This is a genomic window from Sphingobium soli (assembly GCF_020782245.1).
Lineage (GTDB): Bacteria > Pseudomonadota > Alphaproteobacteria > Sphingomonadales > Sphingomonadaceae > Sphingobium > Sphingobium soli.
In genome coordinates, this window is the sequence record NZ_JAJGNP010000015.1 from 58,494 (window position 1) to 83,041 (window position 24,548).

A 24,548-nucleotide genomic window follows, 5' to 3' on the forward strand; every position below is an offset into this window, starting at 1 on the left:
ACCATTATATTTGCATTGCAAGGATATTGGTTATTCCCCCGATGCGCATTCAACGGGAAAGGATTTCGCCCTGTTTGATAGCAAGCCGGGGCTCTCGCAAGATCGTCAGATCTTTGGAAGGATCGCCGTCATAGGCAATCAGACTGGCTTCTGCTCCTTCCGCAAAACTGCCGATCAGTCGATCTGGAAACAAGGCGCGCGGCGTTGCCGAGGTGGTAAGGGCAAGCACTTCTTCGGAAGTGAAGACATTTGTCGCATGGAGCGCCTCGACCTCGTCAATCACAGAACCATCGAAGAGATCGCTCCCCGCAAGCATTGGGACGCCCGCCGCCTTCAGACGCGTTAAGTTGTCGCGAATTACTGCCAGAAGTTCGGCCCGATCTTCGGGATGAGCAGCCAAGTAGTAACGTGTGACCGCAACAGTCGGAATGATTTTCGTACCGCGCCGCTTCATCTCGGCAATGGTGGATTCCGACAGACGCAGGTCGGTGGCCGTCAGTCCCTTCGGAATGCGCGTGTTGAGGTGTGCGACGATGTCTACACCAGAAGCAACGACGCGATCGATGTCGTCGGCACTGTCAACATGCGCGGCAACACGGGCTCCGATTGCATGTGCGCGCCGAACAACTTCGGGAAGCAAAGCCGTGCTCATCCCTCGGAAACCGTAGCTCGACCGATCCTTCCGCTGCTCCGCCGCATGGGCATCGTCGACAACAATCACCTTGATGAGTTCAGGCCTGGTTTCGGCAATCTTCGACCATTTGGCGTCGAGATCGCCAAGGCTGTCGATCGCCCAGAAGGACTTGTCGATATAGTCTTTTGGATCGTCTGGCATGCCCGCCTGCTTGGCACCTGCCAGCGCCAGCCCGAGAGGGTGCCCGTCCGAACTCGAGAGGGTCGCCTCTGCCCACAGGACATCAACTCTGCCCGGCCCGCCCAGCACGCCGCGATAACCAGCGATTTCTTCTGCATTCGCCGCCAATTGCGCCGAATAGAATATTCCGCGGCGCAGATAATCGTCGGCAAAGGTAGCTGCCGTCCAAGCATTCTGAAGATTGTGGTTATGGGCATCGGCGAGTGGCGGGAGGACGTATCGGCCGTCGAGATAAATTCGCACGTCGATTCTGGGCGGGGGGGTCCGCGTGAGCTTTCCATCGATGCTATACCAATGGTCTTCGACGAAGCGCTGGCCGTCGAACCACTTGCCACCTTCCAGCGAGAGAGCGGGTTTTGGGAAAGCCGCCGCGATCCGGGGGGGGCCGGCAATTTCGCCTTCGTTCGCAGCGAGCGGGGCAGAGGCGAGCAAGAGGGCAAGGCATGGGACAGCAAAACGGATCATGACAGCTCCTTGGTCGGGTTGCCGGTCGCTACTATGCTGGCGCATGCCTGCCAGTTTCCCTGGCGTGAAGCGAGGCTGCGGCGGCGCAAGGCGGTCAGCGTGTGCCCAGCGCTTTTTCGAGTTCGCCCCTGAAAGAACGGCTGAAGCGAACCCGCTTGCCGCCGGCAAGTTCCAGTTCGCCATCGCCATTGCGCCGGGTTTCCATCGCCGTGACGAGGCTGGTGCGCACTACGACGGAGCGATGGACTCGCACGAAACCAGGACCAAGTTGCGCGAGAAGCGCTGCGACAGGCTGTCGAACAAGATGCACTTCCCCTGCGGCATGAATGCACTGGTAGTGGCCCGCACTCTCTACTGCCGCGATCAATTCTGTCGCAATGTAGCGTGTCGAGGACCCGTCTCTGATCTCGATGGGCGGGGGCGGCGCGCCATGTCTCGCCTGACGAACGCGTCTCAGAGCCCGCCCGAGATCGGATGATGCAATCGGCTTGAGGAGATAGTCGAATGCGCCCTGTCGGAAGGCGTCGACAGCCGCAGTCGGGTCGGCAGTGAGGTAGACCAGCGCTGGCCCGTGACCGCGCCGGACCAGTTCGCTGCCAAGCGCGACGCCGGTGCCGTCGGGCAGACAGACATCGAGGAATACGACGTCGAAAGCCATTGCTGTTACAATTTTTCTAGCTTCAGCCAGACTCCTCACTTCAACGACTTGACCGATATCGTCATGGTTTTTCATCAACCGAAGCAGGGCTGCGCTCGCCAGCAGATTGTCCTCGACAACCAGCACAGACAGGTCAGCCATGTGGCACCTCGAGAATGACGGCAAACTGATCACCGTTAGGCGCTGCAGTCAGGCAGCCCTTATCTCCATAAAGGATCGCGAGGCGCTGCCTGACTTGGTCCAGACCGGTGCCAAGCCCCCGCGAAGCGCGTGAATCGCGAAGGATAGGATTCGATATGTGAATTTGTAGCGCGCCGAAAATATCTGTCACCGTCAGTTCGATCTGCCGCGTGCCGTCGGGCAGCGGTGCGCCGTGCGTCAGTGCGTTCTCGATAAGCGGAACAAGGATGCGTGTTGGCACTTGCTGCTGCCACAGTCCGTCGCCAACCTCGCGTCTGTAAACCAGCTTTCCATGCAGTTCACGATACAGCGTCACGTGCTCGTCGACAGCGCCCAGTTCGTCAGCCAGCGTGTGCATTTCCTCTTCCGCTGACAGGCCACTGCGCAGGACGTCGGCCAGCGCCAACAACGCCGCCTCCGCGCGTTCGGCAGACACGTGCGCCATCTGGGCGATCGATCCCAGCGCGTTCATAAGGAAGTGGGGACTGAGCTCTGCCCTCAGCGCGCGCAGCTCTGCCCGAGCTGAGCGAACTTCCTGGTTTCGCGCCCTGTTCGCCCATACAAGGGTCTGACCAATGGCGATGACGGCCACATAGGTTGGTAACGCGAACAGAGATGTGACCAGCACACGTCTGAGTGCTTCCGATGGCGCCTGCGGCTCACCGAACACTGCGGGCAGGGCTACTGCTCCCAGACCCTCGATCAACGGTAAGAAGCCCGCAAGGGAGGGGACAAGGCCTATCCCGATCAGCAGCAAGGCAGCGATGGATCGTGCATTGTTCCCTTCTCCGAGAGGATATCTGCGGCACACTGCGAAGAGGGTCGGCGTTGTCAGAGCCCACGGCAGGAACGTCGCGAAGCAAAGGACGATCGCGCTGGCGAAAGCCCGGAACGACGGATCCGGGCTCGCTGCTAGCGCGGCAGCCGGTCCCCATGCGATCGCAATGCATGACCATGCAAAGGCAATCCATATCCACAAAATTCGGTATGTGGGGCTGGTCGACGATTCCATGCGCGGCGAATAGGCTGAGCGGCGCTCCGACGACAATAGTGGAACGTTTACTTGTTCAAGCTGATCAAGGTTCACGGTGTCCACCGTGGTGCACGATCTCAGCCCAAAGTGGGTGGGATCAACCTGTGAAATGGCAGCTTTTGGGGCGATGCGCTCAAACTTCGAACGACCGGAGTTAGGGCGCATAGCCGACCGGGTGGCATGCGCGACCCGAATGGCAGGTTTCAGAGAGAGCCGCCACTCGCATCAACGACACTGAATGTCTTGAGTTGGTCGTCACCTGCCGGAAAAGCAGACCGTCAGCACCTGGGAAACTAAAAATGGATGCTGAGCGTCCGGCATGGGTCGTCCCTCCTTTGAAGCGTTATACCTATGGCCGTCAGGGCCACAGGAGAAGTGTCATGGGATTATCAGAATTTGATCCCGCTGCTCGCGAGCGGGTGTCTTGAAACGCTGGACGTAAGGTCGGCGCGAAGCGAGCGCTCAAGCCCCGGCAGATATGGGCGATCCGGTGAAGATCAGGATCAGCGACATAATTTGTGATCGGAAAATTCGAACACGGGCCACCGTTGTACAGCAAAAGACCGGCAGACCGGTTCAGTTTGAACTGATGACCGATGCTCGCGCCAGCCTGGTCAAGTGGCTGGAACTGCGAGGTGGATCGTTGGAGGAATTCGCATTTCCCAGCCGTACCGATCACGCAGCCCATATCAGCACGAGGCAATATGCTCGCCTCGTCGACGAATGGGTAACAGGAGTTGGTTTGCCCAGCGAAGACTATGGGACTCACTCTCTGCGCCGAACCAAGGCATCGATCATTTACAAGGCGACCGGCAATCTCCGTGCAGTCCAGATTTTGCTTGGGCACACTAAGATCGAGAGCACGGTCCGGTATCTTGGAGTTGACGTGGAGGACGCCTTGACGTTGGCCGAAGGCACCGAAATTTGAGGTCTGCTGGCTCCTTGCCAGTGTGAGGAGCCAGAACCTTAGCGTAGCGGCTACTGCACATACCAGTCATTGCTGAGGCCAAATAGGCTGCCCGGAGCCCGTCGCTGCAGCTTCACTCTGAATTGACCTGCTGTTATGATCGCGCCCAAAGGGGCTCTGATGCGGATTGTCATTATCGACGACAGCGGACTGCGCGCGACGGTCCTGGAAGAAGGGCTGCGCGATGCTGGCTATGACGACATTCACATCGTTCCACCACGCGGCGCCTTCGTGGCGCGGCTGGAGCGGATGGCGCCCGACGTCGTGCTGATGGACCTGGGCAGTCCCAGCCGCGATACGCTGGAAGAGATGCTGATGGTCAGCCGTGCGCTGGCCCGGCCGATCGCCATGTTCGTGGATCATTCAGACGACGCGATGATCGGCGCTGCGATCGACGCGGGTGTATCCGCCTATGTTGTCGATGGCCTGCGCAAGGAACGGGTTAAGCCGGTGCTGGAACTGGCAGTGCGCCGTTTCAACGCGTTTGCCAAGATGCAGACGGAACTGGACGAGGCGCGCACGGCTCTGTCGGAACGCAAGATCATCGATCGCGCAAAATCCATTCTGATGAACCAGCGCTCGCTCAGCGAGCAGGATGCTTATGCGCTGCTGCGGTCGAGCGCGATGAACCAGGGCAAGAAGATCGTGGATGTGGCGCAGGCGCTGATTACCGCCAGCGACCTGCTGGGAGGAGGATTATGACGATGAGCCTGCGCATCGCCTTCCTGCCGTTGACCGATGCCGCCGTGCTGGCGGTGGCGCGCGAACGGGGCTTTGCCGAGGAGGAGGGGCTGTCGCTGGACCTGATCCGATCGACAAGCTGGGCGACGCTGCGCGACCGGCTGGTCTATGGGCAGGTGCATGCGGCGCAGATGCTGGCGCCGCTGGCCGTAGCGGTGACACTGGGGCTGAGCCAGCAGCCCGCTGCGCTGGCGGCGCCCTACAAGTTGGGCGTCAATGGCAATATGCTGGTGATGGCGAGCGATTTCGCCGCTGCGCTCGATCCCGATACCGGACGGCGCCTGTCCGATCCGCTGGGCACCGCGCATGATTTCGCCGCAGCGATCGGCCTATGGCGGCGCAAGCCGGTGATCGGCGTGGTGCATCGTTTTTCTAGTCATTCGCTTATGCTGCGTTACTGGCTTGCCAGCGCGGGCATCGATCCTGACCGGGACGTGGTGCTGCGTGTGCTGCCGCCGTCGCTGACGGTGGAAGCGATGCGCGCGGGCGAGATAGATGGCTTCATAGCCGGCGAGCCATGGGGCAGTGCGGCGGTAGAAGAGGGGCTGGCTGAGACGGTCGCGATCGGCGAGCGCATCTGGCAGCGGGGCGTGGAGAAGGTGCTCGCTTTCCGCACGCCCTGGCTGGAGGAGAATCCCGACATTGTCGATCGGCTGCTGCGCGCGCTGATCCGGTCGGCTTCCTGGTGCGACGATCCGGCAAATCATGACGCGCTGGCGCAATTGCTGTCCGATCCGCGCTATGTCGATCAGCCTGCCGACCTCATCGCACGTGCGATGAGCGGACAGATCGTTGTGCGGCAGGGGGAAGCGCCTATCGCCAGCCCTGATTTCCTGCTGTTTTCGCGGGAAGCCACGCCCTTTCCATGGCGTAGCCAGGCGCTCTGGATCTATTCGCAGTTCGTGCGCTGGAACATGGTCGAACATGGCCCGGAGGCTTTGGCGAAGGCCGGTGCCGTGTTCCGTCCCGATATCTTCCGTCGGGCGCTGGCCGACGCGGATGTACCGATGCCGGGCGCGAATATGAAGGTGGAAGGGGCATTAGGCCTGCCTCTGGCTGTGGGATCGCGCAAGGGCGGATTGACGCTGGGGCCTGATCGCTTCTTTGACGGGCGCGTGTTCGATCCGGAACGGATGGAGGATTATCTGACCAATTTTGTGTCTCCGCTTTGAATCGGCGGGAAATTTTGTGCCTTGCAACATGATGCGATTCGCGAGATAACATACAGGTCGCGCGACGAAGCGCGCTTATCTGGATGTGCCGTCCCAAGGGTGGGGCCGCCATCCTCACCATATATCGCAGCAAAGCCGCTGACCGGATCATCCCAAGGGATGCTGTCCGGGCTGCGGCTTTTTTCGTGTCCATTTCCGTTTACTGGGGGACGTATCATGGCAACTGCTTATTGGGATCGCGAAGCACAAGACGCCGCGCTCGCGCCGACGACCAGCTTCTGGAAGGCCGGCCACGCGCCGACCCTTGTTGCTGCCTTTCTCTATTTCGACCTCGCCTTCATGGTGTGGGTGCTGCTCGGCCCGCTGGCGCCGATGATTTCCGAGACACTGGCGCTGACCCCGGCGGAAAAGGGGTTGATGGTCGCGACGCCGACGCTGGCGGGGGCACTGCTGCGCGTCGTCAACGGTTTGCTGGTTGATCGGATCGGGCCGAAATTGTCGGGCGCGATCAGCCAGATCATCGTCATCGCCGGTCTTTTCACCGCCTGGGTGGCAGGGATCAACAGCTTCGGCGGCACGTTGGCGCTGGGTGTGATCCTAGGCTTTGCCGGCGCCAGCTTCGCGATCGCGCTGCCGCTGGCGAGCCGCTGGTACCCGCCTGAGCATCAGGGCAAGGCGATGGGGCTTGCCGGAATGGGCAATTCGGGCACGGTGCTTGCCTCGCTCTTTGCCCCGGTGCTGGCCAAGATTTTCGACTGGAATGCGGTGCTGGGTCTGGCCTGCATCCCGTTGGCGATCGTCTTTGTCCTGTACATGATCATGGCCAAGGACGCACCCAATGCACCCGCGCCCAAGAAGATCGTCGAGTATTTTCAACCGCTCAAACAGGCTGACGCCTGGTGGCTGATGGCTTTCTATGCCGTCACCTTCGGCGGGTTCGTCGGTCTGGCCGCCAGCCTGCCCATCTATTTCACAGACCAGTTCGGTCTGACGCCGATCGTAGCGGGATATTGCACGGCCGGCTGTGTTTTTGCCGGATCGCTGGTGCGGCCAATGGGCGGTGCTCTTGCTGACAAGATCGGCGGGTCGAAGGCGCTGATGATCGTCTATGTCGTGGCCGCTATCGCTCTGGCGGGCGTCAGTCAAGCAACGACGCTGGCGGCGGCTCTGGCCTGTTTCGTGGTCGCGATGCTGGCACTGGGCACCGGCAATGGTTCGGTGTTCCAGCTGGTGCCCCAGCGTTTTCAGGCTGAAATCGGCATCATGACCGGCCTTGTAGGCATGGCGGGCGGCATTGGCGGCTTCTACCTCGCCAGTTCGCTGGGCCTTGCCAAGCAACTAGCCGGCAGCTTTGCACCCGGCTTCCTGATCTTTGCCGGGCTGGCGATCGTCGCCCTGCTGGGGGTGGTGCTGGTCAAGGCCAAGTGGCGCGCAACCTGGAAGACGGGCGCCCGCATCTGATCCGGAGAGGAGGGCGGCGGCAATGATCGCCGCCCCATTCGGGTCGCATCTATCTCGTCCGAGGGGGGACGTGCTTTCCATGAAATATCTTCTCGCGTCGGCGGCCGTGCTGGCCGTCGCAGGGTCCGCTTGTGCCCAGACCATCAGCCTGAAACCCGTTGCCGAGGGGCGGTTGCGCTACGAACATGCCGATCAGGAAGGATTGCCGGAGGAAAAAGCCGATGCGCTGACCGTCCGCGCCCGCGCCGGACTGACGGCCAGCAGCGGGGCGCTGTCCGCGACGATCGTGGGGCAGGGGACGCTGGCGCTGGTCGACGATTATTATGACGGCGTAAATGGTGCGGCCACCCGGCCGATCGTGGCCGACCCTGAAAATATAGCCCTCTATATCGCCCAGCTGCAATATAAGACGAAGGTGCTGACCCTGACCAGCGGGCGGCAGAAGATCGTGCTGGATGACGAGCGTTTCGTTGGCAACGTCGCCTTTCGCGATAACGGCCAGACCTTCGACGCCGTGCGCGCCGAAATTACGCCGGCCAAGGGCCTGAAGTTAGATATAGCCTATGCCTGGTCCGTGCGAACCATCTGGGGGTTTCAGGGCAAGGGGGTGCGGCAGCAGGCGGTGAGCGGCGACAATATCCTTGCCAATCTGTCTTATGCCACGCCTGTCGGCACGCTGAACGGCTTTGCCTATCTGGTCGATCAGGATGAAGCGGCGGTGCAGGCGTTTCGCCTGTCCAGCCAGACTTACGGGGTGCGACTGGCGGGGGCGCAGCCTTTGTCGAAAGTGGCGAAGTTCAGCTACCAGTTCAGCTATGCCCGTCAGTCGGACTATCATCGTAATCCCAACGCTTACAGCGCCGATTACTGGCTGGCGGACGGCACGCTGGACATGAAGGGATGGAAGCTGAACGCCGGCTATGAAGTGCTGGGCGCCAGCAGCGGGGCGCCTTTCACCAGCTTTCAGACGCCATTGGGCACCAATTTCAAATTTCAGGGCTGGGCCGACAAATTCCTGACCACGCCAGTCAATGGCATTCGCGACCTCTATGTTGGCGGCGGCTATGGCTGGAAGCAGTTGGGGCCGCTGTCGGGCGTAGCACTGTCGGCCAGCTGGCATCGGTTCGACAGCGACCGGCTCGATCAGCATTATGGCAATGAGATCGATTTTCTTGCGTCCGCGAGAGTGAAGAAGATGAGCCTGTCGATCCGGTACGCCCATTATGACGCCAGGGCGATGGCGACCAACACGGAAAAGCTGTGGCTTCAGGCCGACTGGGCCATCTGACTGAAAATCTATCAGAAGAATCGCTTGAGCCATCAGGCTATTCTTCATATGCTGCACTGCAAAGGACAAGGATGTCCTCCTTCACATTGCCGGGGCGGTTCAGGGTAGAACCGGCAAGGCGCGACATGATGGCAAAGCCGCCATCCTGACTCTCGGAAGCGAAAAGCTCCGGGGGCTAGGATGGCGGCTTTTTCTTTTCTGGAGTAACGGGGATGGAATTTCAGGACGGATTGGCGCCGGCGGCAGAGTGCGAAGGGGATATGCTCGTCCCCGCCGACGACGTACGGGAACATCTGGTGGTCGTAGGCAACGGCATGGCCGGTTGCCGCGCGGTCGAGGAACTGCTGGCGCGGGATGCGGGACGCTATCGCGTCACCATCTTCGGGGCTGAGCCTTATGTGAACTATAACCGCATCATGCTCTCGCCGGTGCTGGCGGGGGAAAAGACTTTCGAGCAGATCGTCATTAACGACCGCGCCTGGTACGACGACAACAGCATTGAACTAATCGCTGGTGATCCGGTGGCGTCGATTGATCGTGACGCCAAATGCGTGACCGCACAGAGCGGTCGCACGGTTCATTATGACAAGCTGCTGATCGCGACCGGTTCCGATCCGTTCATCATTCCGGTGCCAGGCAAGGATCTGCCCGGCGTCATCAGCTTCCGCGACATGAAGGATGTCGACGCGATGCTGGCGGCGGCGGAAGCGGGCAAGGCCGCAGGCGGCGGCAGCGCGGTGGTGATCGGCGGCGGCCTGCTGGGGCTGGAGGCCGCGCATGGGCTGACGCTGCGCGGCATGAAGGTGACGGTGATCCACCTGATGGACACGCTGATGGAGCGGCAGTTGGACGAGGCCGCCGGCTGGCTGCTCAAGAGCGCGCTGGAAGGGCGTGGCCAGACCATCCTGACCGGCGCCGATACAGAAGCCATCTATGGCGACGGCAAGGTCGAGGGCGTGCGCCTGAAAGATGGCCGCGAAATCCCGGCAAGCCTGGTCGTCATGGCGGTGGGCATCCGTCCTTCAACGGCTCTGGCGCGCGAGGCGGGGCTGGAGGTCAATCGCGGCATCAAGGTCGATGACCATATGGTCACCAGCGACCCCGATGTTCTGGCCGTGGGCGAATGCGTCGAGCATGACGGCAATGTCTACGGCCTTGTCGCGCCGCTGTGGGACATGTGCCGCAGCCTCGCCGATGGCCTGACGGATCAGCATAGCGGCTATATAGGGTCCGTTACTTCTACCAAGCTGAAGGTTGCCGGGCTAGACGTTTTCTCGGCCGGTGATTTTTCCGGCGGTGAAGGCTGTGAGGATATCGTGCTGCGCGATGCGTCGCGCGGCGTCTACAAGCGCGTCATCGTCAAGGACGACAGGATCGTCGGCGCGGTGCTTTATGGCGATACCGTTGATGGCGGCTGGTATTTCGACATGCTGAAGCGTGAAGAGAATGTCGCCGACATCCGCGACCTGCTGATCTTCGGTCATGCCTTCGCCTCAGGAGGAGGCGCGCTGGACCCTAAGGCGGCCGTTGCGGCGCTCTCGGACGATGCCGAGATTTGCGGCTGCAACGGCGTCAGCAAGGGTCAGGTCGTGTCTTGCATCGAAGCGGGCAATTGCAGCCTCGACGCGGTGCGCGCCACCTGCAAGGCGTCGGCCAGTTGCGGCAGTTGTACCGGTGTCGTCGAAAATCTGCTGGCGGTAGTCCTGGGTGACGACGTCAAGTCCGGGCCGAAGACGATGTGCAAATGCACCAGCTTCACCCATGACGATGTCCGTCGGGAGATTGTCGCGCAGAATATGCGCTCCATCCCCGAAGTGATGCAGTTGCTGCACTGGTCGACGCCGGATGGCTGTTCCTCCTGCCGCCCTGCGCTCAATTACCATCTGCTCTGCGCGCTGCCGGGCGAATATCAGGACGACCAGCAGAGCCGCTTCGTCAATGAGCGGATGCACGCCAATATCCAGAAGGACGGCACCTATTCGGTCGTCCCGCGCATGTGGGGTGGCCTCACCAACCCGCGTGAATTGCGCGCGATTGCTGACGTGGTCGAGAAGTTCAATGCGCCGATGGTAAAGGTGACGGGCGGCCAGCGGCTCGACATTTTCGGGATCAAAAAGGAAGATCTGCCCGCCGTCTGGGCCGACCTGAATGCCGCGGGCATGGTATCTGGCCACGCTTACGGCAAATCGCTGCGTACGGTGAAGACCTGCGTGGGGTCCGAATGGTGTCGCTTCGGCACGCAGGATTCCACCGGCCTTGGCGTCAAGATCGAGCGGATGACCTGGGGATCGTGGATGCCCCACAAGTTCAAGATCGCGGTGTCGGGTTGCCCCCGCAATTGCGCGGAGGCGACGATCAAGGATTTCGGCGTGGTTTGCGTGGACTCCGGCTATGAACTGCATGTCGGCGGCAATGGCGGCATCCATGTCCGCGCCACCGACCTGCTGTGCAAGGTCGCGACCGAGCAGGAGGCAATGGATTATTGCGCCGCCTTCACCCAGCTCTATCGCGAGGAAGCGCGCTATCTGGAGCGCACAGCGCCCTGGATCGAGCGGGTAGGCGTCGATTATATCAAGAGCCGAATAGTGGAGGACGATGCAGGTCGGGAAGCGCTGCGTGCCCGCTTCCTCTATTCGCAGAGCTTCTCCCAGGAAGACCCATGGGCAGAGCGTGTCGCGGGCGCACAGGCTGACCTGCACCAGCCGCTCGCCCCTATTGCCATCGCTGCGGAGTGAACGACATGACCGACTGGATCGACATCGGAACGCTGGCCGACATTCCCCGGCGCGGCGCCCGCACGGTACAGATTGGCGGGGACAAAGAAATTGCGGTGTTCCGCACCGGCGACGATCAGGTCTTCGCGCTGGTGAACGAATGTCCGCACAAGAAGGGGCCGCTCAGCCAAGGCATCGTCCATGGGCATAGCGTGGCCTGCCCGCTGCATAACTGGAACATAGCGCTCAAGACCGGCGAGGCGCAGGGCGCGGATAGCGGCTGCACGCCGACAATCGCGGTCAGGCAGGAAGGCGCACGCATCTGGATCGCGCGGCCGGTGGCGGTGCAGGTGGCGGCGTGAGGGGTGGACTATAATGTCCGAGGCGATCCGCACCACCTGTGCCTATTGCGGCGTAGGCTGTGGGATATCCGCGACGCCCAGCGGGCCGCGATCCGTTGTCATCAAAGGCGACGACGCGCATCCTGCCAATGCGGGTAAGCTCTGTTCCAAAGGCACGCATCTGGGCGAGACGGTAGGGCTGACAGGCCGCCTGCTCCACCCGATGATCGGTAGCAAGCGCGCCAGTTGGGACAAAGCGCTGGATCTGGTCGCGCGGAAATTTCGCGAGACGATCGCGCAACACGGTCCGGACAGCGTCGCCTTCTACGTATCGGGCCAGTTGCTGACCGAGGACTATTACGTCGCCAACAAGCTGATGAAGGGCTTCATCGGGTCGGCGAATATCGACACCAACAGCCGCCTGTGCATGTCGAGCGCGGTGGCGGGGCATATGCGCGCCTTTGGCGAGGACGTGGTGCCGGCCAGCTATGATGATTTGGACGCGGCGGACCTGATCATACTGGTCGGGTCGAACACCGCCTGGTGCCACCCGATCGTCTATCAGCGCATCCAGACGGCCCGCGCGGCGCGCGGTACGAAGCTGGTGGTGATCGATCCGCGCCGCACCGAAACCTGCGAGGGTGCCGACCTGCATTTGGCCGTAAAGCCGGGCACCGACGTCGCGCTGATGAACGGACTGCTGGCCTGGTGTGCGGCGGAGGGGATCACCGATCCCGCCTTCATCGCGGACCATGTGAGCGCGCCCGAAGGCTTTTGGAAGCATATCGCCACCGGCCATGACCTTTGGACGACGGCCAAGACCTGCGACATCGCGCCCGCTTTGCTGGAGCAATTCTACCGGCTGTTCGCCGCCACGCCGCGCACCGTCACCCTTTTCAGCCAGGGCATCAACCAGTCGATCCGCGGCACCGATCAGGTCAATGCGATCATCAACGTGCATCTGGCGACGGGCCGCATCGGCAAGCCGGGCGCGGCGCCTTTCTCGATCACCGGTCAGCCCAACGCCATGGGCGGGCGGGAAGTGGGTGGCCTCGCCTCGACGCTGGCGGCGCATATGGACTTTGAGCCCGAGAATGTCGCACGGGTCGGCCGTTTCTGGGCCGCGCCGACCATGGCGACCAGGCCGGGGTTGAAGGCCGTCGACCTATTCCGCGCGATCCATGAAGGGCGGATTAAGGCGCTGTGGATCATGGCGACAAACCCGGCAGTCTCGCTGCCCGACGCGGGCCGCGTGCGCGAGGCTCTGGAAGCAATCCCCTTCCTCGTCGTGTCGGACATCATGGCCGATACCGACAGCAGCACCCATGCCCATGTGCGCCTGCCCGCCGCCGGATGGGGTGAGAAGAACGGCACCGTCACCAACAGCGACCGCACGGTCAGCCGGCAGCGCCCCTTTCTGGCTCCGCCGGGAGAGGCAAAGCCCGACTGGTGGATCGTCAAGGAAGTTGGCCGCCGCATGGGATGGCGCAATGCCTTCGCCTATGATCGGCCGGCCGACATCTGGCGCGAACATGCACGCCTGACCGCCTATCAGAATGACGGGCAGCGGATGCTGAACCTGCGCGCGCAGGCGACCATGGGCAATGACGCCTATGACGCAATGCAGCCCTTCCGCTGGGGCGACCGGCCCTTTGCCGATGGCCGCTTCCCCACGCCGGATGGCAAGGCGCGGTTGGTGCTGACGAAGCAGATGGACATTCAGGCGCCGCTGAAGCAATGGCCGATGACGCTTAACACCGGCCGCTATCGCGACCAGTGGCACACGATGAGCCGCACCGGCCTGTCGCCGAGACTGGCGCGCCATCGCGAGGAGCCGCTGGTTGAAATCCATCCCGCCGATGCCGCTGCACTCGGCATCGTCGATCGCGACCTCGCCCGCGTCCAGACCGCGCAGGGCAACAGCATCTTCCGCGCGAGCTTGAGCGAGGAGCAGCGTCCGGGCGAAATCTTCACGCCGATCCACTGGACCGACCAGATGTCGAGCGGCGGCCGCACCGGCCTACTGCCCCGGCCGCTGGTCGATCCCCATTCGGGTCAGCCGGGCTTCAAATCGACCCCCGCCAGCGTTGAGCGGGTCGCGGCCGAATGGAAGGGATTCCTGATCCTGCGTGGGCAAGATGCGGTGAAGCTGCCCTGTCTGTGGGCGACGAAGATCAGCGTGCCGGGTGGCGCGCTCTACGAGCTTGCGGGAAATGGCGATCCGACCCGGCTCGATGCTTTCCTGCCCAAGGGCGACCGGGTCGAGGCGATGGACATGTCGCGCGGCACTCGTCGCATTGCCACGATCAGTGGGGGCAGGCTGAACGGGGTGCTGTTCGTCACCCGCACCGGCCTGTTGCCGTCACGTGATTGGCTGATCCGCCAGTTGGAGGCCGACAATGTCGGTGGTTCTGTTCTTGCTGCGCGCGGCCCCGGCAGCCAGCCGGACAAGGGCGCGACCATCTGCGTCTGTTTCGACATCGGCCTGAACCAGATCGTTGCCGCCATTCGCGACCGGCAACTGGTCGATGTGCCCGCCGTCGGCAAAACACTAGGCGCGGGGACCAATTGCGGATCGTGCCGCCCCGCCATCGCCAATATTCTTGCTCAAACCACGCAGGAGACACTGCATGCAGCCGAATGATCTTATCGCGCCGGGCGAAGTCTGGCTGGTCGGCGCTGGTCCGGGCGACCCGGACCTGCTGACGCGAAAGGCAGAAAGGCTGATCGCGGCCGCCGACATCATCTTTTACGATGCACTGGTCGGACCGGGCGTGTTGGACCTGATCCCCCTCCACGTCGAGGCGGTGAGCGTCGGCAAGCGGTCCGGTCGGCATTCAAGGGATCAGCAGACGATCGACCAGATGCTGGTCGCCGCGTCCCTGGCAGGAAAGCGTATCGTCCGGCTGAAAGGGGGCGACCCGGCGATGTTCGCCCGCGCGACCGAGGAGATGACGGCCCTGCGTGCGATCGGCGCACATGTGCGTATCTGCCCCGGCGTGACGGCCGCCAGCGCCGTAGCAGCGTCAGCGGGTATCTCCCTCTCGCTCCGTGGCATTGCGCGCCGCGTCCAGTTCGTCACCGCGCATAGTCGGCGGGGGCAGGCGCTTGATCTCGACTGGAATGCGCTCGCCGATCCGGCCTGCACGCTTGCGGTCTATATGGGGCGGGATGCAGCGCTTGAGCTCAGTCGCGCGCTAATCGTGGCCGGCTTGCCCGGAAGGACGCCGACGCTCATTACTTGCGACGCCTCCCTGCCGCATGAACAGATGCTGCGGACCCGACTGGACCTGTTGCCCCTGGTCATCCAGTCCTTTGCTCAGGATCGCCCGACATTGATCCTGATCGGTGAGGCGGTCGCTCAGCCCGATCTGGGCATCGCCATCGGCACGATGGCCGACGCTGCACTGACGGACTGAGGTGGTGCCAGAAATTCGGACAGGGTGTTAAGCTGGTCCCGACCTGATGGATTGGTACGGGAATGAAGACGACGAGGAAGCGCTACAGCGCGGATTTCAAGGCGAAGGTAGCGCTGGAGGCGATCCGTGGTGACCTGACGCTGGCGGAGCTGGCGGCCAAGCACGGCGTCCACCATACGATGATCGCGGCCTGGAAGCGCCAGGCGATCGAGGGGATGACGAGCACGTTCTCCGGGGCCGGTGATGCGGCCAAGGCCGTCAGCGAGAGCGAGGTGGAAAAGCTGCACGCCAAGATCGGGCAACTGGTCGTGGAGCGGGATTTTTTAGCGAAAGCCTTCGGTCGATGAGCGTGGACCGGAGGCGGGCGATGATCGAGCCTGCTCACCACCGTCTGTCGATCTCGGCGCAGTGCCGTCTTCTGGGGATCAGTCGCTCGTCGTATTACTACGCGCCGGTGCCGGAAACGCACGAGACGCTGGCGCTGATGACGGTGATCGACGCGACGTTCCTGGACTGCCCGTGGTATGGCAGCCGCCAGATGGCGCGGCACCTGCGGCGTGCTGGCCACGAAGTCGGGCGACGGCGGGCACGGCGCCTGATGTCGAAGATGGGCCTGTCACCGATCTACCAGCGGCCCCGCACCAGTGATCCACACCCGCAGCACCGGGTCTATCCCTATCTGCTACGCAAGCTGGCGATCGAACGGCCCAATCATGTCTGGTGCGCCGACGTGACCTATATCCCGATGCGTCGCGGGTTCCTTTACCTGGTTGCGATCATGGACTGGGCAACCCGCAAGGTCCTGGCCTGGCGGCTGTCGAACACCATGGACGCCGGGTTCTGCGTCGCGGCGCTGGAGGAAGCACTGGCGCGCTTCGGCAAGCCGGAGATCTTCAACACCGACCAAGGCAGCCAGTTCACGTCGCGGGCCTTCACCACTGTGCTGCGCGAGGCCGAGGTTCGCATCAGCATGGACGGGCGGGGCCGGTGGATGGACAATATCTTCATCGAACGCCTTTGGCGATCCCTGAAGTACGAATGCGTTTATCTCCACGCCTTCGAGACCGGCTCGGGGTTGAAAGCTGGCCTGGCCCGCTGGATCACCTATTACAATACCCAGCGTCCGCACTCGAGCCTGGCCGGAAAAACCCCGGCCGAGGCCTATCGGCGGATCGGGCAATCAGATCATGGGGGGCATGCCCCCCATGATCTGATGATCAAACAGGCGGCATGAACGACAACCGGGATTAGCTTAACTCAGCCGCCAAACTGTCCAAGAAGGCGGGACCACCTCATGTGGGACGCGCACCGCTTAGCGTCGAGAGGTGTTATTTGGATCATCCCCGAGCAACAGCAGGTAAATCCGGGGCGTCGGTCATTGGCACAGCCTGAGTATCTCCCGGCGCCACGTCATTATAGCGCTGAAGGACCAGATTGCCGCGCCGCCCCGCTTGCGGATCGAAACGATATTCTGTGACCGAGCAGTTGGCGACGTCCCCGTCTTGGTCGATATCCAGAATCTGGGCTTCATCCATATTTTCGATGATGTAGCGCAGGCAGAGGACGACTACCTGATGCGCGAAGATGATGACCCTCTGCCCCGAATTATGGAGGGACACCGTGTCCATCAAAGCCCGGAGGCGGAAGATGACATCGCACCAGCTCTCGCCACCGGGCGGGCGGTGATAGAATTTCCCAAGCGTCTGGCGGAAGGCGGCTTGCTGCGGCTCAAGCTTCGCGACCCCACCCGTCGTTAGCCCGTCAAGGATGCCGAACTCCTTCTCGCGCAACCGCTCGTCAATGCAAACGGGCTCCTCCATCGCAGCGCCGCCCTCCCCCCTGAACAGCTTGGCCGTCTCCACGGCCCGGCGATAGGGTGAGGAGAGGATCACATCGGGTAGCTGGCCCATCCCGCCATGGGCGACCCAACGACCAAGCGCTCTCGCCTGCGCCTTGCCCAAGGCACTGAGCGGGACATCGACGTCCCTTCCCTCCAGTGCGATGCGATCGAGCGCAGCTTCATGCGCTGCGTCGCGGGCGACATTCCCAGCACTTTGTCCATGACGGACGATCCAGAGTTGCGAAGGCCAAGGTGCATGCTCATTATCCATAGAGGGATCAATGCCGCTCGGCATCTTGCGGTTCCTGCGATATCGCTAGCGGCGCGATCAAGCACGCCACCGCGCAGTCCCGAAAGGTCTTGCGCGGGTGTCGAGGGCGAGGCTCTGGCTGAACAAGCTGCGGTGCGGACTAAAGATCGCAGCATTAAAGGCTCCGGGCTTCGGCGATCGCCGCAAGGATATGCTCGAAGATTTAGCCATAATCACCGGAGGCAACGTCACCAGCGAGGACCTTGGCGCCAAGCTCGATAACCTAATGATTCACATGCTTGCCGAGCCAAGGACGTCACTATCGACAAGGGCAACGCCACGGTCATCGACGACGTCGGCACCAAGGGCGATATAGACGCACGCGTTGCGCAGATTCGCCAGCAGAGCGATGAGACGACCTCCAACTATGACCGAGGGAAGCTCCAAGAGGGGCTTGCCAAGCTCGCCGGTGGTATAGCGGTGATCCGCGCCGGCGACGCGGCCGAGGTCGAGGTAAAGGAGAAGGATGTGGCTAATAATGCGCTCCATGCCACCCGCGCCGCGGTCGAAAAGGCCATCCTGCCCGGCGGAGGCATCTCGTTGCTGCGCGCGCTCAAGGCACGGGATGGCATCAAGGCGGCCAACGACCACCAGCAGTCGGGCTCAACATCGTCCGCTGCGCACTTCGCGCCTTCGCTCACAAGATCGCCGAGAATGCCGGCGAGCATGGTGCTTGGATCGTTGGGAAGCTGCTCGAAGCCGAGGACTATATTGAGCGTGGACATAATGACTCTGTTGTTCGCTATGTGATATGAAGGCCGCCGAAAGTGCGGCCCGCCCGCCTAGCTCCTATTCGGATCGGAATGCTCTTGCCTATCGAGACTATTGACGGATGCGGCTACCATCTTGTGGCGTTTTCGTGAGCGCACCGGGTGACGACGCCCCTTGATCAGATGACAAACCCTGCGCAATCCGTTTTGCAGGGGCAACGACTGCGCGACGAGTTGATACAGTCGAGCCGGCACTCGCCCCTTGCTACTATCGTAACGGACGCAAGAGCCGAAAATGTCATCATCGCTGCCAACGAAGCTTTCGAACGGCTGAGCGGCTATGCTGAGTCGGATGTCATCGGCCAAAACTGCCGCTTGCTTTCCGGGGTTGCGACCTGCCCAACATCTCGAGCCCTGTTGCGCCAGGCTATCGAAGCTGGCCGACCGGCATTTGTCACTCTGGTCAACTATCGTAAAGACGGTCACGCATTCCACAATGCCGTGATGATTGCGCCTGTTTATGACGAAGGTGGTCTTCTTTCCTTTTTCATTGGGACCCAATTGAAGGTAGATGGCGAACTCAAAGATGTCGGAACCGCAAAGGCAAAGTTAGCTGTCTTAACCCCCCAGCAGTTGAAGGTTCTCGCGCATATGGCGCGCGGCATGCGCCACGCCGAGATCGCAAAGAACCTTTGCCTTTCCATCAAAACCATCAAGATGCATCGCGGCGCATTGGTGCATCGCCTGGGTGTGCAGACTTCGACCGAGGCGATCAGGATCGCTGTAGAAGCGGGCCTTTAACCTAGAGCAAGGCGGTTCTGAATGACCTTGCCAACCTTTCAAGATTCGATATGGACTTAAGTCCGGGGCAAGCCGGGGGGGCTTGTTGAGGATGTCGCGTGACTAATTCTGATATGCCCGACAAAGCCGGAGCAAAATTCGAGCTGCTCGTCGACGCAGTTATGGACTATGCGCTCTACATGCTGGATCCGGAAGGCCGGATCACGACATGGAATAGCGGCGCTCAGAGAGCCAAGGGCTATACTGCTGACGAAATCGTAGGGCGGCATTTTTCATGCTTCTTCACCCAGGAGGATCGCGATTCCGGTCTACCGGAAACTGCCTTGCGCGTCGCAGCGCAAGAGGGGCGTTTTGAAGCCGAGGGCTGGCGGATCAGGAAGGATGGCAGCCGTTTTTTCGCCAATTCCGTTATAGATCCCATCAGGAACGAAACCGGAGAACTGATCGGCTTTGCAAAGATCAGCCGCGACATCACCGAACGCCGTGAACGAGAACTCGCTCTCTTTCAGGCGGAACAGCGCTTTCGGCTCCTCGTCCAAGGGGTCAAGGATTGCGCGATCTACATGCTGGATACCGACGGTATCATCACCAATTGGAACACCGGGGCCGCCGCGATCAAGGGCTATGGTTCCGACGAGGTCGTGGGTAAGCATTTCTCCATTTTCTACACGCAGGATGACCGGGACGCGGGCGCACCCGAACGAGCGTTGGCGACGGCCCTCGCGGAAGGAAAATATGAGACAGAGGCCTGGCGCGTTCGCAAGGACGGCACGCTGTTTTGGGCAAATGTGCTGGTCGATCCGATTTATGACGAAGAGGGAAAGCATATCGGCTTCGCTAAGATCACCCGTGACGCGACAGACAAACGCCAGGCACAGGAGGAGCTGGAAGAAACCCGCAGCGCGCTGCTTCAGGCGCAAAAGCTGCAGGCAATTGGCGAACTAACTGGCGGTGTGGCCCATGACTTCAACAATCTGCTGACAGTCATAGGCGGGGCGGCCGAAATGCTCCGAAAAGTCGATCTGCCGGAGGAGAAGCGGGCGCGCTATATCGACAACATAGCAGCAACCGTTGAGCGGGCTTCCACCCTTACCGGTCACCTTCTCGCATTCAGTCGGCGCCGCGCCATCCGTCCCGAGGTTATCGACCTCAATATCCATCTCGATGCCTGGGCTGAAATTCTATCCCGGTCCCTCGGGAGCGGCATCGCCCTGTCGGTGAAGGCATCGGCGAAGAACGCCCGCGTGGAAGTGGACCCGACTGAACTGGAAACAGCCGTCCTGAACGCTGCAGTAAATGCCCGCGACGCGATGCCGGGGGGTGGAGACCTCCTCATAGAGACCCGGGACGACGTCTACGAAAGGCAAGTCGCGGTGGCCATCGATATTACCGATAGCGGCACTGGTATGTCGGAGGAAACACTCGCCCGCGTATTCGAACCGTTCTTCACGACCAAACCGATCGGCGAGGGAACAGGACTGGGATTATCCCAGATTCATGGCTTTGCGGCTCAAGCAGGCGGCATCGCCCGGATAAGTTCACGCGTCGGATCGGGCACCACGCTCACCATCATCCTTCCCAGGGTCGACAAGACGCCGGCGGCGATCCAGCAGAAAGGTGAACTTGCCTCAATACCACCGGGGATAAAGGTCCTTCTGGTCGAAGATAATATTCAAGTTCTCCAATTCGCGGAGCAATTGTTAGACGATCTGGGGTGCCAGACGGTGTGCGCAAGTAACGCGACTGAAGCACTTGCGCTTATCCAGGAGCAATCGTTCGATCTCGTCTTCACAGATATCGTTATGCCAGGACTGAGCGGCATCGATCTTGCGCGACAACTGCACATTCGGGCGCCTGGGCTGCCGGTCCTCCTCGCGACAGGGCATAGTGATCAGCTTGTTGGGGAAGGAGAGGCGCATCTTTCTGTATTATCAAAACCCTATGGCGCCGAGACACTGAGCGCAGCGATTGGTCAGCTTATCGCTGCATCCGTTCTTTCGTCAGGATCGAATGTTGGAGCCAGCACCTGCGACCCGTGAGGCGCGGGTTTCGCCCACCGTGGGGGGAGTTTCACGGATTGTAAATCGGCGCGCCGAACGGCCGAGGCACAGTGCGTCATTTTTAAGTTTCAAGCAGCCGTCCGGTTTGACGTGAGCCGACATTAGAGCGTTTTTCTTTCAGTCTGGGTCATATCCACATGAGCTGAAGTAGTTCGCGCATTCCTGCGGTTGGAAGAGGTCGACCAGCCTGCCGATGAGGGACCACAGCCCGGCAACGGTCCGCTCGCCGGCCTTTCGTAGCATCGCCTTGAGACGGGCGAACGCCTTCTCGATCGGGTTGAAGTCGGGACTGTAGGGCGGAAGGAATATGAGCCGGGCGCCAGCCGCCTCGATCAGGTCGCGGACGCTGGCGCGCTTGTGGCTGGACAGGTTATCCATGATCACGACATCGCCGCGCCTGAGGTCGGGCACGAGCACCTGGTCGACATAGGCCTCGAACCAGTCACCGTTGATCGGCCCATCGAGCACCATGGGCGCGACCATGCCGGTCATGCGCAGGCCCGCGACCAGCGTCGTCGTCTTGCGATGGCCATGCGGGTAGCCCATCCTTAACCGCTCGCCACGTTGGCAGCGGCCGTGGCTGCGGGTCATGTTGGTCGCCGTCCAGGTTTCGTCGATGAACACCAGTCGCGCAGGATCGAGGTCGAGTTGGCCGTCGAACCACGCCTCGCGCTGGCTCAGGACGTCGGCACGGTCCTGCTCGATCGCGTGGCCGGTCTTTTTTTGCGCGTAATCCCGTGCCGGGCGAAGAAGCGGTGCAGGGTCGAAATCGCCACGCTCACGCCCGCCTTGCCCAGTTCCCGGCGCAACTCGTCCAGCGTGATGTCCCGCCGCGCCTCATGCAGCGCCAGGATCGTGTGGGCATGCGCCTCGATCCGCCGCGACCGCGTGTCTCCACCTTGCGCCTTCGCCGCATAGTCGCCCGTCCTGCGGCGCTGATCGTGCCAGCGGATCACCGTCGCATCCGCCACCCCGAACCGCCTCGCCGCAGCCCGGCAACTCATTCCCTCATCCACCGCCGCGAGCGCTCGCGACCGTAGGTCCATCGACAACGGCTTGCCCATCCATGCCGGCCTCCATCCCGGCCAGCACCGTGAATCAGATCAGCGCACCCGTGTGAATCCCTTTTGACTCACGTCGGCCGGAAATCGCTCTAAATCGTTACTGCAAACGACGTATGTTGGTCGCGAGATCCTGGAACCGGAACGTCCGCGGCTGGGGGCCTTGAAATCGAGGCTGAACGGCACAGATGGGTCGGGACCGGAAAGCAGGGCCTAGCACAAACCCGTCGTTTCATTGCGACCGCTTGAACGTCTACTTTCGTCAGAAGCTAACGTTTGGCCTTGGCTCCTGCCTGATGGTTGAGATAGGCATTGGCTAAGTGTTCGGTGTTTTTTTTCTGCCGCGCACTTCTATGGTCCCGGTATCGTCACCTAGCTTGCTCCAACCTGCCGGCTCGACGCGAGAGGCAGCCATTTCGCAGTCTGTCGGCAAACGCACGAGATCCAGAGCGTTCCCCTGCCAGCGCACGAGCCCGAGCCGTTCGAAGTCTGCAAGCCAGCCTTCCATCGGCCACCGTTCCCAGCGCGCTTGGAACACCCGTGCATTGCGCACAATGTCAGCGACGTGCTGCACGGGTGGCTCGTAGCTGTCATGATACTGATGACAGGCAATCGCCTGTCCGACGAATAGCAGCTTCAATCCGGCAGCAGCAGCCCGGAAACCAAAATCGGTATCTTCGGCACCGTAACCGGTGAATCTTTCATCAAACCCGCCCAGGGCCACGAATGTCGATCGACGCAGCGCGAAGGCAAGCGACCAGAAAAGCCCGGCATTCGTTTCCTCACGCACGCCTTGGGTAGGAAACGTCCGCACGGGATGCGCCCGGCCATGCTTGAGCAAGTCGGCTTCTTCCCAAGATCCGCGCGCATCGTCTGGGCCAAGATAGCGAACGTCCGCGCAAAGCAGGGCGTCACGCGCGCGGAGGGCTTTTACCAGGAGACCGACGCAATCCCGCAGTGGAATGCAATCGACATCGAGGAACACCAGCATATCGTGGCTTGCCAAGGCCGCGCCGCGGTTTCGGGCAGCGGCCAGCGGAAGGCCGTCTGCTTTGAACCTGTCGACGCGAACGGGAATGCTTGTCGGTCCTACGGTGACCGGCTCGTCACTCATATCGACAATAATCAGTTCATCGGGTGGGTGCATGCTGCGCCGCAGGCCCTCGACGAGCTGCGCCAGATGCGCGCTCCGGTTGCGGACTATGGTGACGACCGAGACGCCCATCAACGCCGCTTCCACAGATCGAGACGATATTTGTCTCGGCGCTCGGCCAGCTCAATGTCAAAGTCCGCCGCCAGTTTAGCCCATATGGTTTCGACCGCCTCATCCCCGCTTTGCGGATAGTCGGTCTCAGCCGTATAATGGACAAGGATGATCCGGCCGCCCGGAGAGACGTGACCGCGAAGCCATTCACTTGCACGACCCAGGTCAATCAGATCCCAATAATAGGCCACTTCCGACAGCACCACGAGGTCGAAATGTTCTGTCTCGGGGGTTTCCTGCGGAAACACCATGTGGGCGAGCGACACGCCAGGACGATCGCCGACCCGTTCCCGCGCTTTTGCCAATGCCTTTGTGCTGATGTCGACCGCAAGGAGGCTATCGCACAGGGGCGCAAGATGCCCTGTCAGCACGCCATGTGCACAGCCTATCTCAAATGCGTGTGTATATCGTCTGTCCGCCAAGACATCATGCGTATGGACGAATTTGGCCGCTTCATACTTGCTCGACGCAAGGTTCCATGGATCATCGTCCGATCCGAAGATGTCATCGAAATATTGCGCCGTCAGGCTGGAGCCGGTCATCGGCGATCCCTTCTCAATGTCAGAAAATCTCGCGCGGCCATGCGCAGCTTTTCCCGTGGGAGCCGGAATCCCTTGCCGATCACCGGCGACATCTGGCTGCGATGGGCCAGGAGCGCATGGCGCCGCTGCCCAACGGGCATCGCCGGCGTTGCAATACGTCGCGTATGTCGGGGTGGCTCGCTCCAGACATGATAGGCGAACAGGGCGATCGGACGCCTCGCCCCTCGCAAAGCCGCGTCGGCCAGCCTGTACGCCGCAACATGGTCGCAATGCGCCTCGCTCTTATCGGAGACGGCAATGGCATCGATCCGGTGCCAGCGCAGCAGGGCCGCAAGCCGACCGGCATCCCTCCTAAATATTTTGCTATCGCTGGAGTGGGGGTGAGCATCGCGCCATCCCATCCAGATCGTCGGGATCGCTTTGGCGCCTAACCTGCCGACCGCATTGTGGGCCTCTCGGCGCCGCGTCGCGGCAAGGCGGGGCGTACCTTCAGGATGAGAGCCGGCCCCATCGGTCAGGAAGACGATGCCCCCGAGGCGATGATTAGCGACACAGTGCGCGATCAAGGCACCCGCGCCGAGCGTCTCGTCGTCGGGATGGGGGACGAGCACAAGCCAGCGCGCCTGCGCCCAGCGGCTTTGGGCCAA

The 24,548-nt window shown here is 61.6% G+C and carries 19 protein-coding genes and 2 pseudogenes; 13 read left to right on the forward strand and 8 right to left on the reverse strand.

Features of this window, described 5'->3' with window-relative positions:
* Positions 1 to 49 precede the first annotated feature (49 nt).
* The 3 genes from LL253_RS15590 to LL253_RS15600 all read right to left on the reverse strand — a co-directional run bounded on the left by LL253_RS15590 (position 50) and on the right by LL253_RS15600 (position 3,264).
* A complete protein-coding gene (locus tag LL253_RS15590; RefSeq protein ID WP_228227743.1) occupies positions 50 to 1,339 on the reverse strand; it encodes an amidohydrolase family protein in 1,290 nt (429 codons plus the stop codon).
* A gap of 94 nt (positions 1,340 to 1,433) precedes the next feature.
* Positions 1,434 to 2,138, reverse strand: a complete 705-nt coding sequence (locus LL253_RS15595) for a LytR/AlgR family response regulator transcription factor (protein WP_228227744.1) — start codon at positions 2,136 to 2,138, stop codon at positions 1,434 to 1,436.
* The gene (locus LL253_RS15600) at positions 2,131 to 3,264 is read right to left on the reverse strand and encodes a sensor histidine kinase (protein ID WP_228227745.1); all 1,134 of its coding nucleotides are present in this window, start codon (positions 3,262 to 3,264) and stop codon (positions 2,131 to 2,133) included. Before LL253_RS15600 ends, LL253_RS15595 begins: the two co-directional genes overlap by 8 nt.
* A 326-nt stretch (positions 3,265 to 3,590) precedes the next feature.
* Here LL253_RS15600 and LL253_RS15605 point away from each other — a divergent pair.
* The 10 genes and pseudogenes from LL253_RS15605 to LL253_RS15650 all read left to right on the forward strand — a co-directional run bounded on the left by LL253_RS15605 (position 3,591) and on the right by LL253_RS15650 (position 16,547).
* Positions 3,591 to 4,138, forward strand: a pseudogene (locus tag LL253_RS15605) (tyrosine-type recombinase/integrase).
* A 159-nt stretch (positions 4,139 to 4,297) separates the two neighbouring features.
* Positions 4,298 to 4,879, forward strand: coding sequence for an ANTAR domain-containing response regulator (locus LL253_RS15610; RefSeq protein WP_037544075.1), 582 nt, complete (start codon positions 4,298 to 4,300; stop codon positions 4,877 to 4,879).
* Complete coding sequence (locus LL253_RS15615; RefSeq protein WP_228227746.1) at positions 4,876 to 6,090, forward strand: CmpA/NrtA family ABC transporter substrate-binding protein; 1,215 nt, start codon at positions 4,876 to 4,878, stop codon at positions 6,088 to 6,090. Before LL253_RS15610 ends, LL253_RS15615 begins: the two co-directional genes overlap by 4 nt.
* 216 nt (positions 6,091 to 6,306) lie before the next feature.
* A complete protein-coding gene (locus LL253_RS15620) occupies positions 6,307 to 7,551 on the forward strand; it encodes a nitrate/nitrite transporter (RefSeq protein ID WP_228227747.1) in 1,245 nt (414 codons plus the stop codon).
* Positions 7,552 to 7,630: 79 nt separating this feature from the next.
* The gene (locus LL253_RS15625) at positions 7,631 to 8,839 is read left to right on the forward strand and encodes a hypothetical protein (protein WP_228227748.1); all 1,209 of its coding nucleotides are present in this window, start codon (positions 7,631 to 7,633) and stop codon (positions 8,837 to 8,839) included.
* A gap of 212 nt (positions 8,840 to 9,051) precedes the next feature.
* Positions 9,052 to 11,574, forward strand: coding sequence for a nitrite reductase large subunit NirB (nirB, locus tag LL253_RS15630; protein WP_228227749.1), 2,523 nt, complete (start codon positions 9,052 to 9,054; stop codon positions 11,572 to 11,574).
* Between the two features lie 5 nt (positions 11,575 to 11,579).
* Positions 11,580 to 11,915, forward strand: a complete 336-nt coding sequence (nirD, locus tag LL253_RS15635) for a nitrite reductase small subunit NirD (RefSeq protein ID WP_228227774.1) — start codon at positions 11,580 to 11,582, stop codon at positions 11,913 to 11,915.
* Between the two features lie 13 nt (positions 11,916 to 11,928).
* Entirely contained in the window at positions 11,929 to 14,538 is a 2,610-nt protein-coding gene (locus LL253_RS15640) for a nitrate reductase (RefSeq protein ID WP_228227750.1), read from the forward strand.
* Entirely contained in the window at positions 14,525 to 15,313 is a 789-nt protein-coding gene (gene cobA, locus LL253_RS15645) for a uroporphyrinogen-III C-methyltransferase (protein WP_009823866.1), read from the forward strand. Before LL253_RS15640 ends, cobA begins: the two co-directional genes overlap by 14 nt.
* A gap of 62 nt (positions 15,314 to 15,375) precedes the next feature.
* Positions 15,376 to 16,547 (forward strand): IS3 family transposase gene (locus LL253_RS15650; RefSeq protein WP_228227751.1). Its coding sequence is split into 2 segments (ribosomal slippage): positions 15,376 to 15,640 and positions 15,640 to 16,547, totalling 1,173 coding nucleotides; the frame shifts between segments, so codons are not numbered across the junction.
* Between the two features lie 103 nt (positions 16,548 to 16,650).
* Here LL253_RS15650 and LL253_RS15655 read toward each other — a convergent pair.
* A complete protein-coding gene (locus LL253_RS15655; RefSeq protein WP_228227752.1) occupies positions 16,651 to 17,448 on the reverse strand; it encodes a histidine phosphatase family protein in 798 nt (265 codons plus the stop codon).
* Positions 17,449 to 17,530: 82 nt separating this feature from the next.
* Between LL253_RS15655 and LL253_RS15660 the strand changes: the two are divergent.
* The 3 genes and pseudogenes from LL253_RS15660 to LL253_RS15670 form a co-directional block, all read left to right on the forward strand.
* A pseudogene (locus tag LL253_RS15660) lies at positions 17,531 to 18,170 on the forward strand (TCP-1/cpn60 chaperonin family protein); the annotation flags it as partial.
* A 165-nt stretch (positions 18,171 to 18,335) separates the two neighbouring features.
* A complete protein-coding gene (locus LL253_RS15665) occupies positions 18,336 to 18,974 on the forward strand; it encodes a PAS domain-containing protein (RefSeq protein WP_156784259.1) in 639 nt (212 codons plus the stop codon).
* A 98-nt stretch (positions 18,975 to 19,072) separates the two neighbouring features.
* Positions 19,073 to 21,013, forward strand: a complete 1,941-nt coding sequence (locus LL253_RS15670) for a hybrid sensor histidine kinase/response regulator (protein ID WP_228227753.1) — start codon at positions 19,073 to 19,075, stop codon at positions 21,011 to 21,013.
* A 138-nt stretch (positions 21,014 to 21,151) separates the two neighbouring features.
* Here LL253_RS15670 and LL253_RS15675 read toward each other — a convergent pair.
* The 4 genes from LL253_RS15675 to LL253_RS15690 all read right to left on the reverse strand — a co-directional run bounded on the left by LL253_RS15675 (position 21,152) and on the right by LL253_RS15690 (position 24,548).
* Positions 21,152 to 22,098 (reverse strand): IS630 family transposase gene (locus tag LL253_RS15675; RefSeq protein ID WP_228227754.1). Its coding sequence is split into 2 segments (ribosomal slippage): positions 21,152 to 21,762 and positions 21,762 to 22,098, totalling 948 coding nucleotides; the frame shifts between segments, so codons are not numbered across the junction.
* A gap of 313 nt (positions 22,099 to 22,411) precedes the next feature.
* Positions 22,412 to 23,320: a glycosyltransferase family 2 protein gene (locus tag LL253_RS15680; protein ID WP_228227755.1), complete on the reverse strand. Its 909-nt coding sequence runs from the start codon at positions 23,318 to 23,320 to the stop codon at positions 22,412 to 22,414.
* Positions 23,320 to 23,901, reverse strand: a complete 582-nt coding sequence (locus tag LL253_RS15685; RefSeq protein WP_228227756.1) for an SAM-dependent methyltransferase — start codon at positions 23,899 to 23,901, stop codon at positions 23,320 to 23,322. Before LL253_RS15685 ends, LL253_RS15680 begins: the two co-directional genes overlap by 1 nt.
* Positions 23,898 to 24,548 carry a PIG-L deacetylase family protein gene (locus LL253_RS15690; RefSeq protein WP_228227757.1) on the reverse strand — a complete coding sequence of 217 codons (651 nt, stop codon included), beginning with the start codon at positions 24,546 to 24,548 and terminating at the stop codon, positions 23,898 to 23,900. The genes LL253_RS15685 and LL253_RS15690 overlap by 4 nt, the downstream gene beginning before the upstream one ends.

Bases quoted from the DNA above. Each gene is read 5' to 3' on its own strand.
- LL253_RS15590 (WP_228227743.1), bottom strand. From the start codon at position 1,339: ATGATCCGTTTTGCTGTCCCATGCCTTGCCCTCTTGCTCGCCTCTGCC.
- LL253_RS15620 (WP_228227747.1), top strand. From the start codon at position 6,307: ATGGCAACTGCTTATTGGGATCGCGAAGCACAAGACGCCGCGCTCGCG.
- LL253_RS15610 (WP_037544075.1), top strand. From the start codon at position 4,298: ATGCGGATTGTCATTATCGACGACAGCGGACTGCGCGCGACGGTCCTG.
- LL253_RS15680 (WP_228227755.1), bottom strand. From the start codon at position 23,320: ATGGGCGTCTCGGTCGTCACCATAGTCCGCAACCGGAGCGCGCATCTG.
- LL253_RS15595 (WP_228227744.1), bottom strand. From the start codon at position 2,138: ATGGCTGACCTGTCTGTGCTGGTTGTCGAGGACAATCTGCTGGCGAGC.
- nirB (WP_228227749.1), top strand. From the start codon at position 9,052: ATGGAATTTCAGGACGGATTGGCGCCGGCGGCAGAGTGCGAAGGGGAT.
- LL253_RS15615 (WP_228227746.1), top strand. From the start codon at position 4,876: ATGACGATGAGCCTGCGCATCGCCTTCCTGCCGTTGACCGATGCCGCC.
- cobA (WP_009823866.1), top strand. From the start codon at position 14,525: ATGCAGCCGAATGATCTTATCGCGCCGGGCGAAGTCTGGCTGGTCGGC.
- LL253_RS15655 (WP_228227752.1), bottom strand. From the start codon at position 17,448: ATGCCGAGCGGCATTGATCCCTCTATGGATAATGAGCATGCACCTTGG.
- LL253_RS15685 (WP_228227756.1), bottom strand. From the start codon at position 23,901: ATGACCGGCTCCAGCCTGACGGCGCAATATTTCGATGACATCTTCGGA.
- nirD (WP_228227774.1), top strand. From the start codon at position 11,580: ATGACCGACTGGATCGACATCGGAACGCTGGCCGACATTCCCCGGCGC.
- LL253_RS15625 (WP_228227748.1), top strand. From the start codon at position 7,631: ATGAAATATCTTCTCGCGTCGGCGGCCGTGCTGGCCGTCGCAGGGTCC.
- LL253_RS15640 (WP_228227750.1), top strand. From the start codon at position 11,929: ATGTCCGAGGCGATCCGCACCACCTGTGCCTATTGCGGCGTAGGCTGT.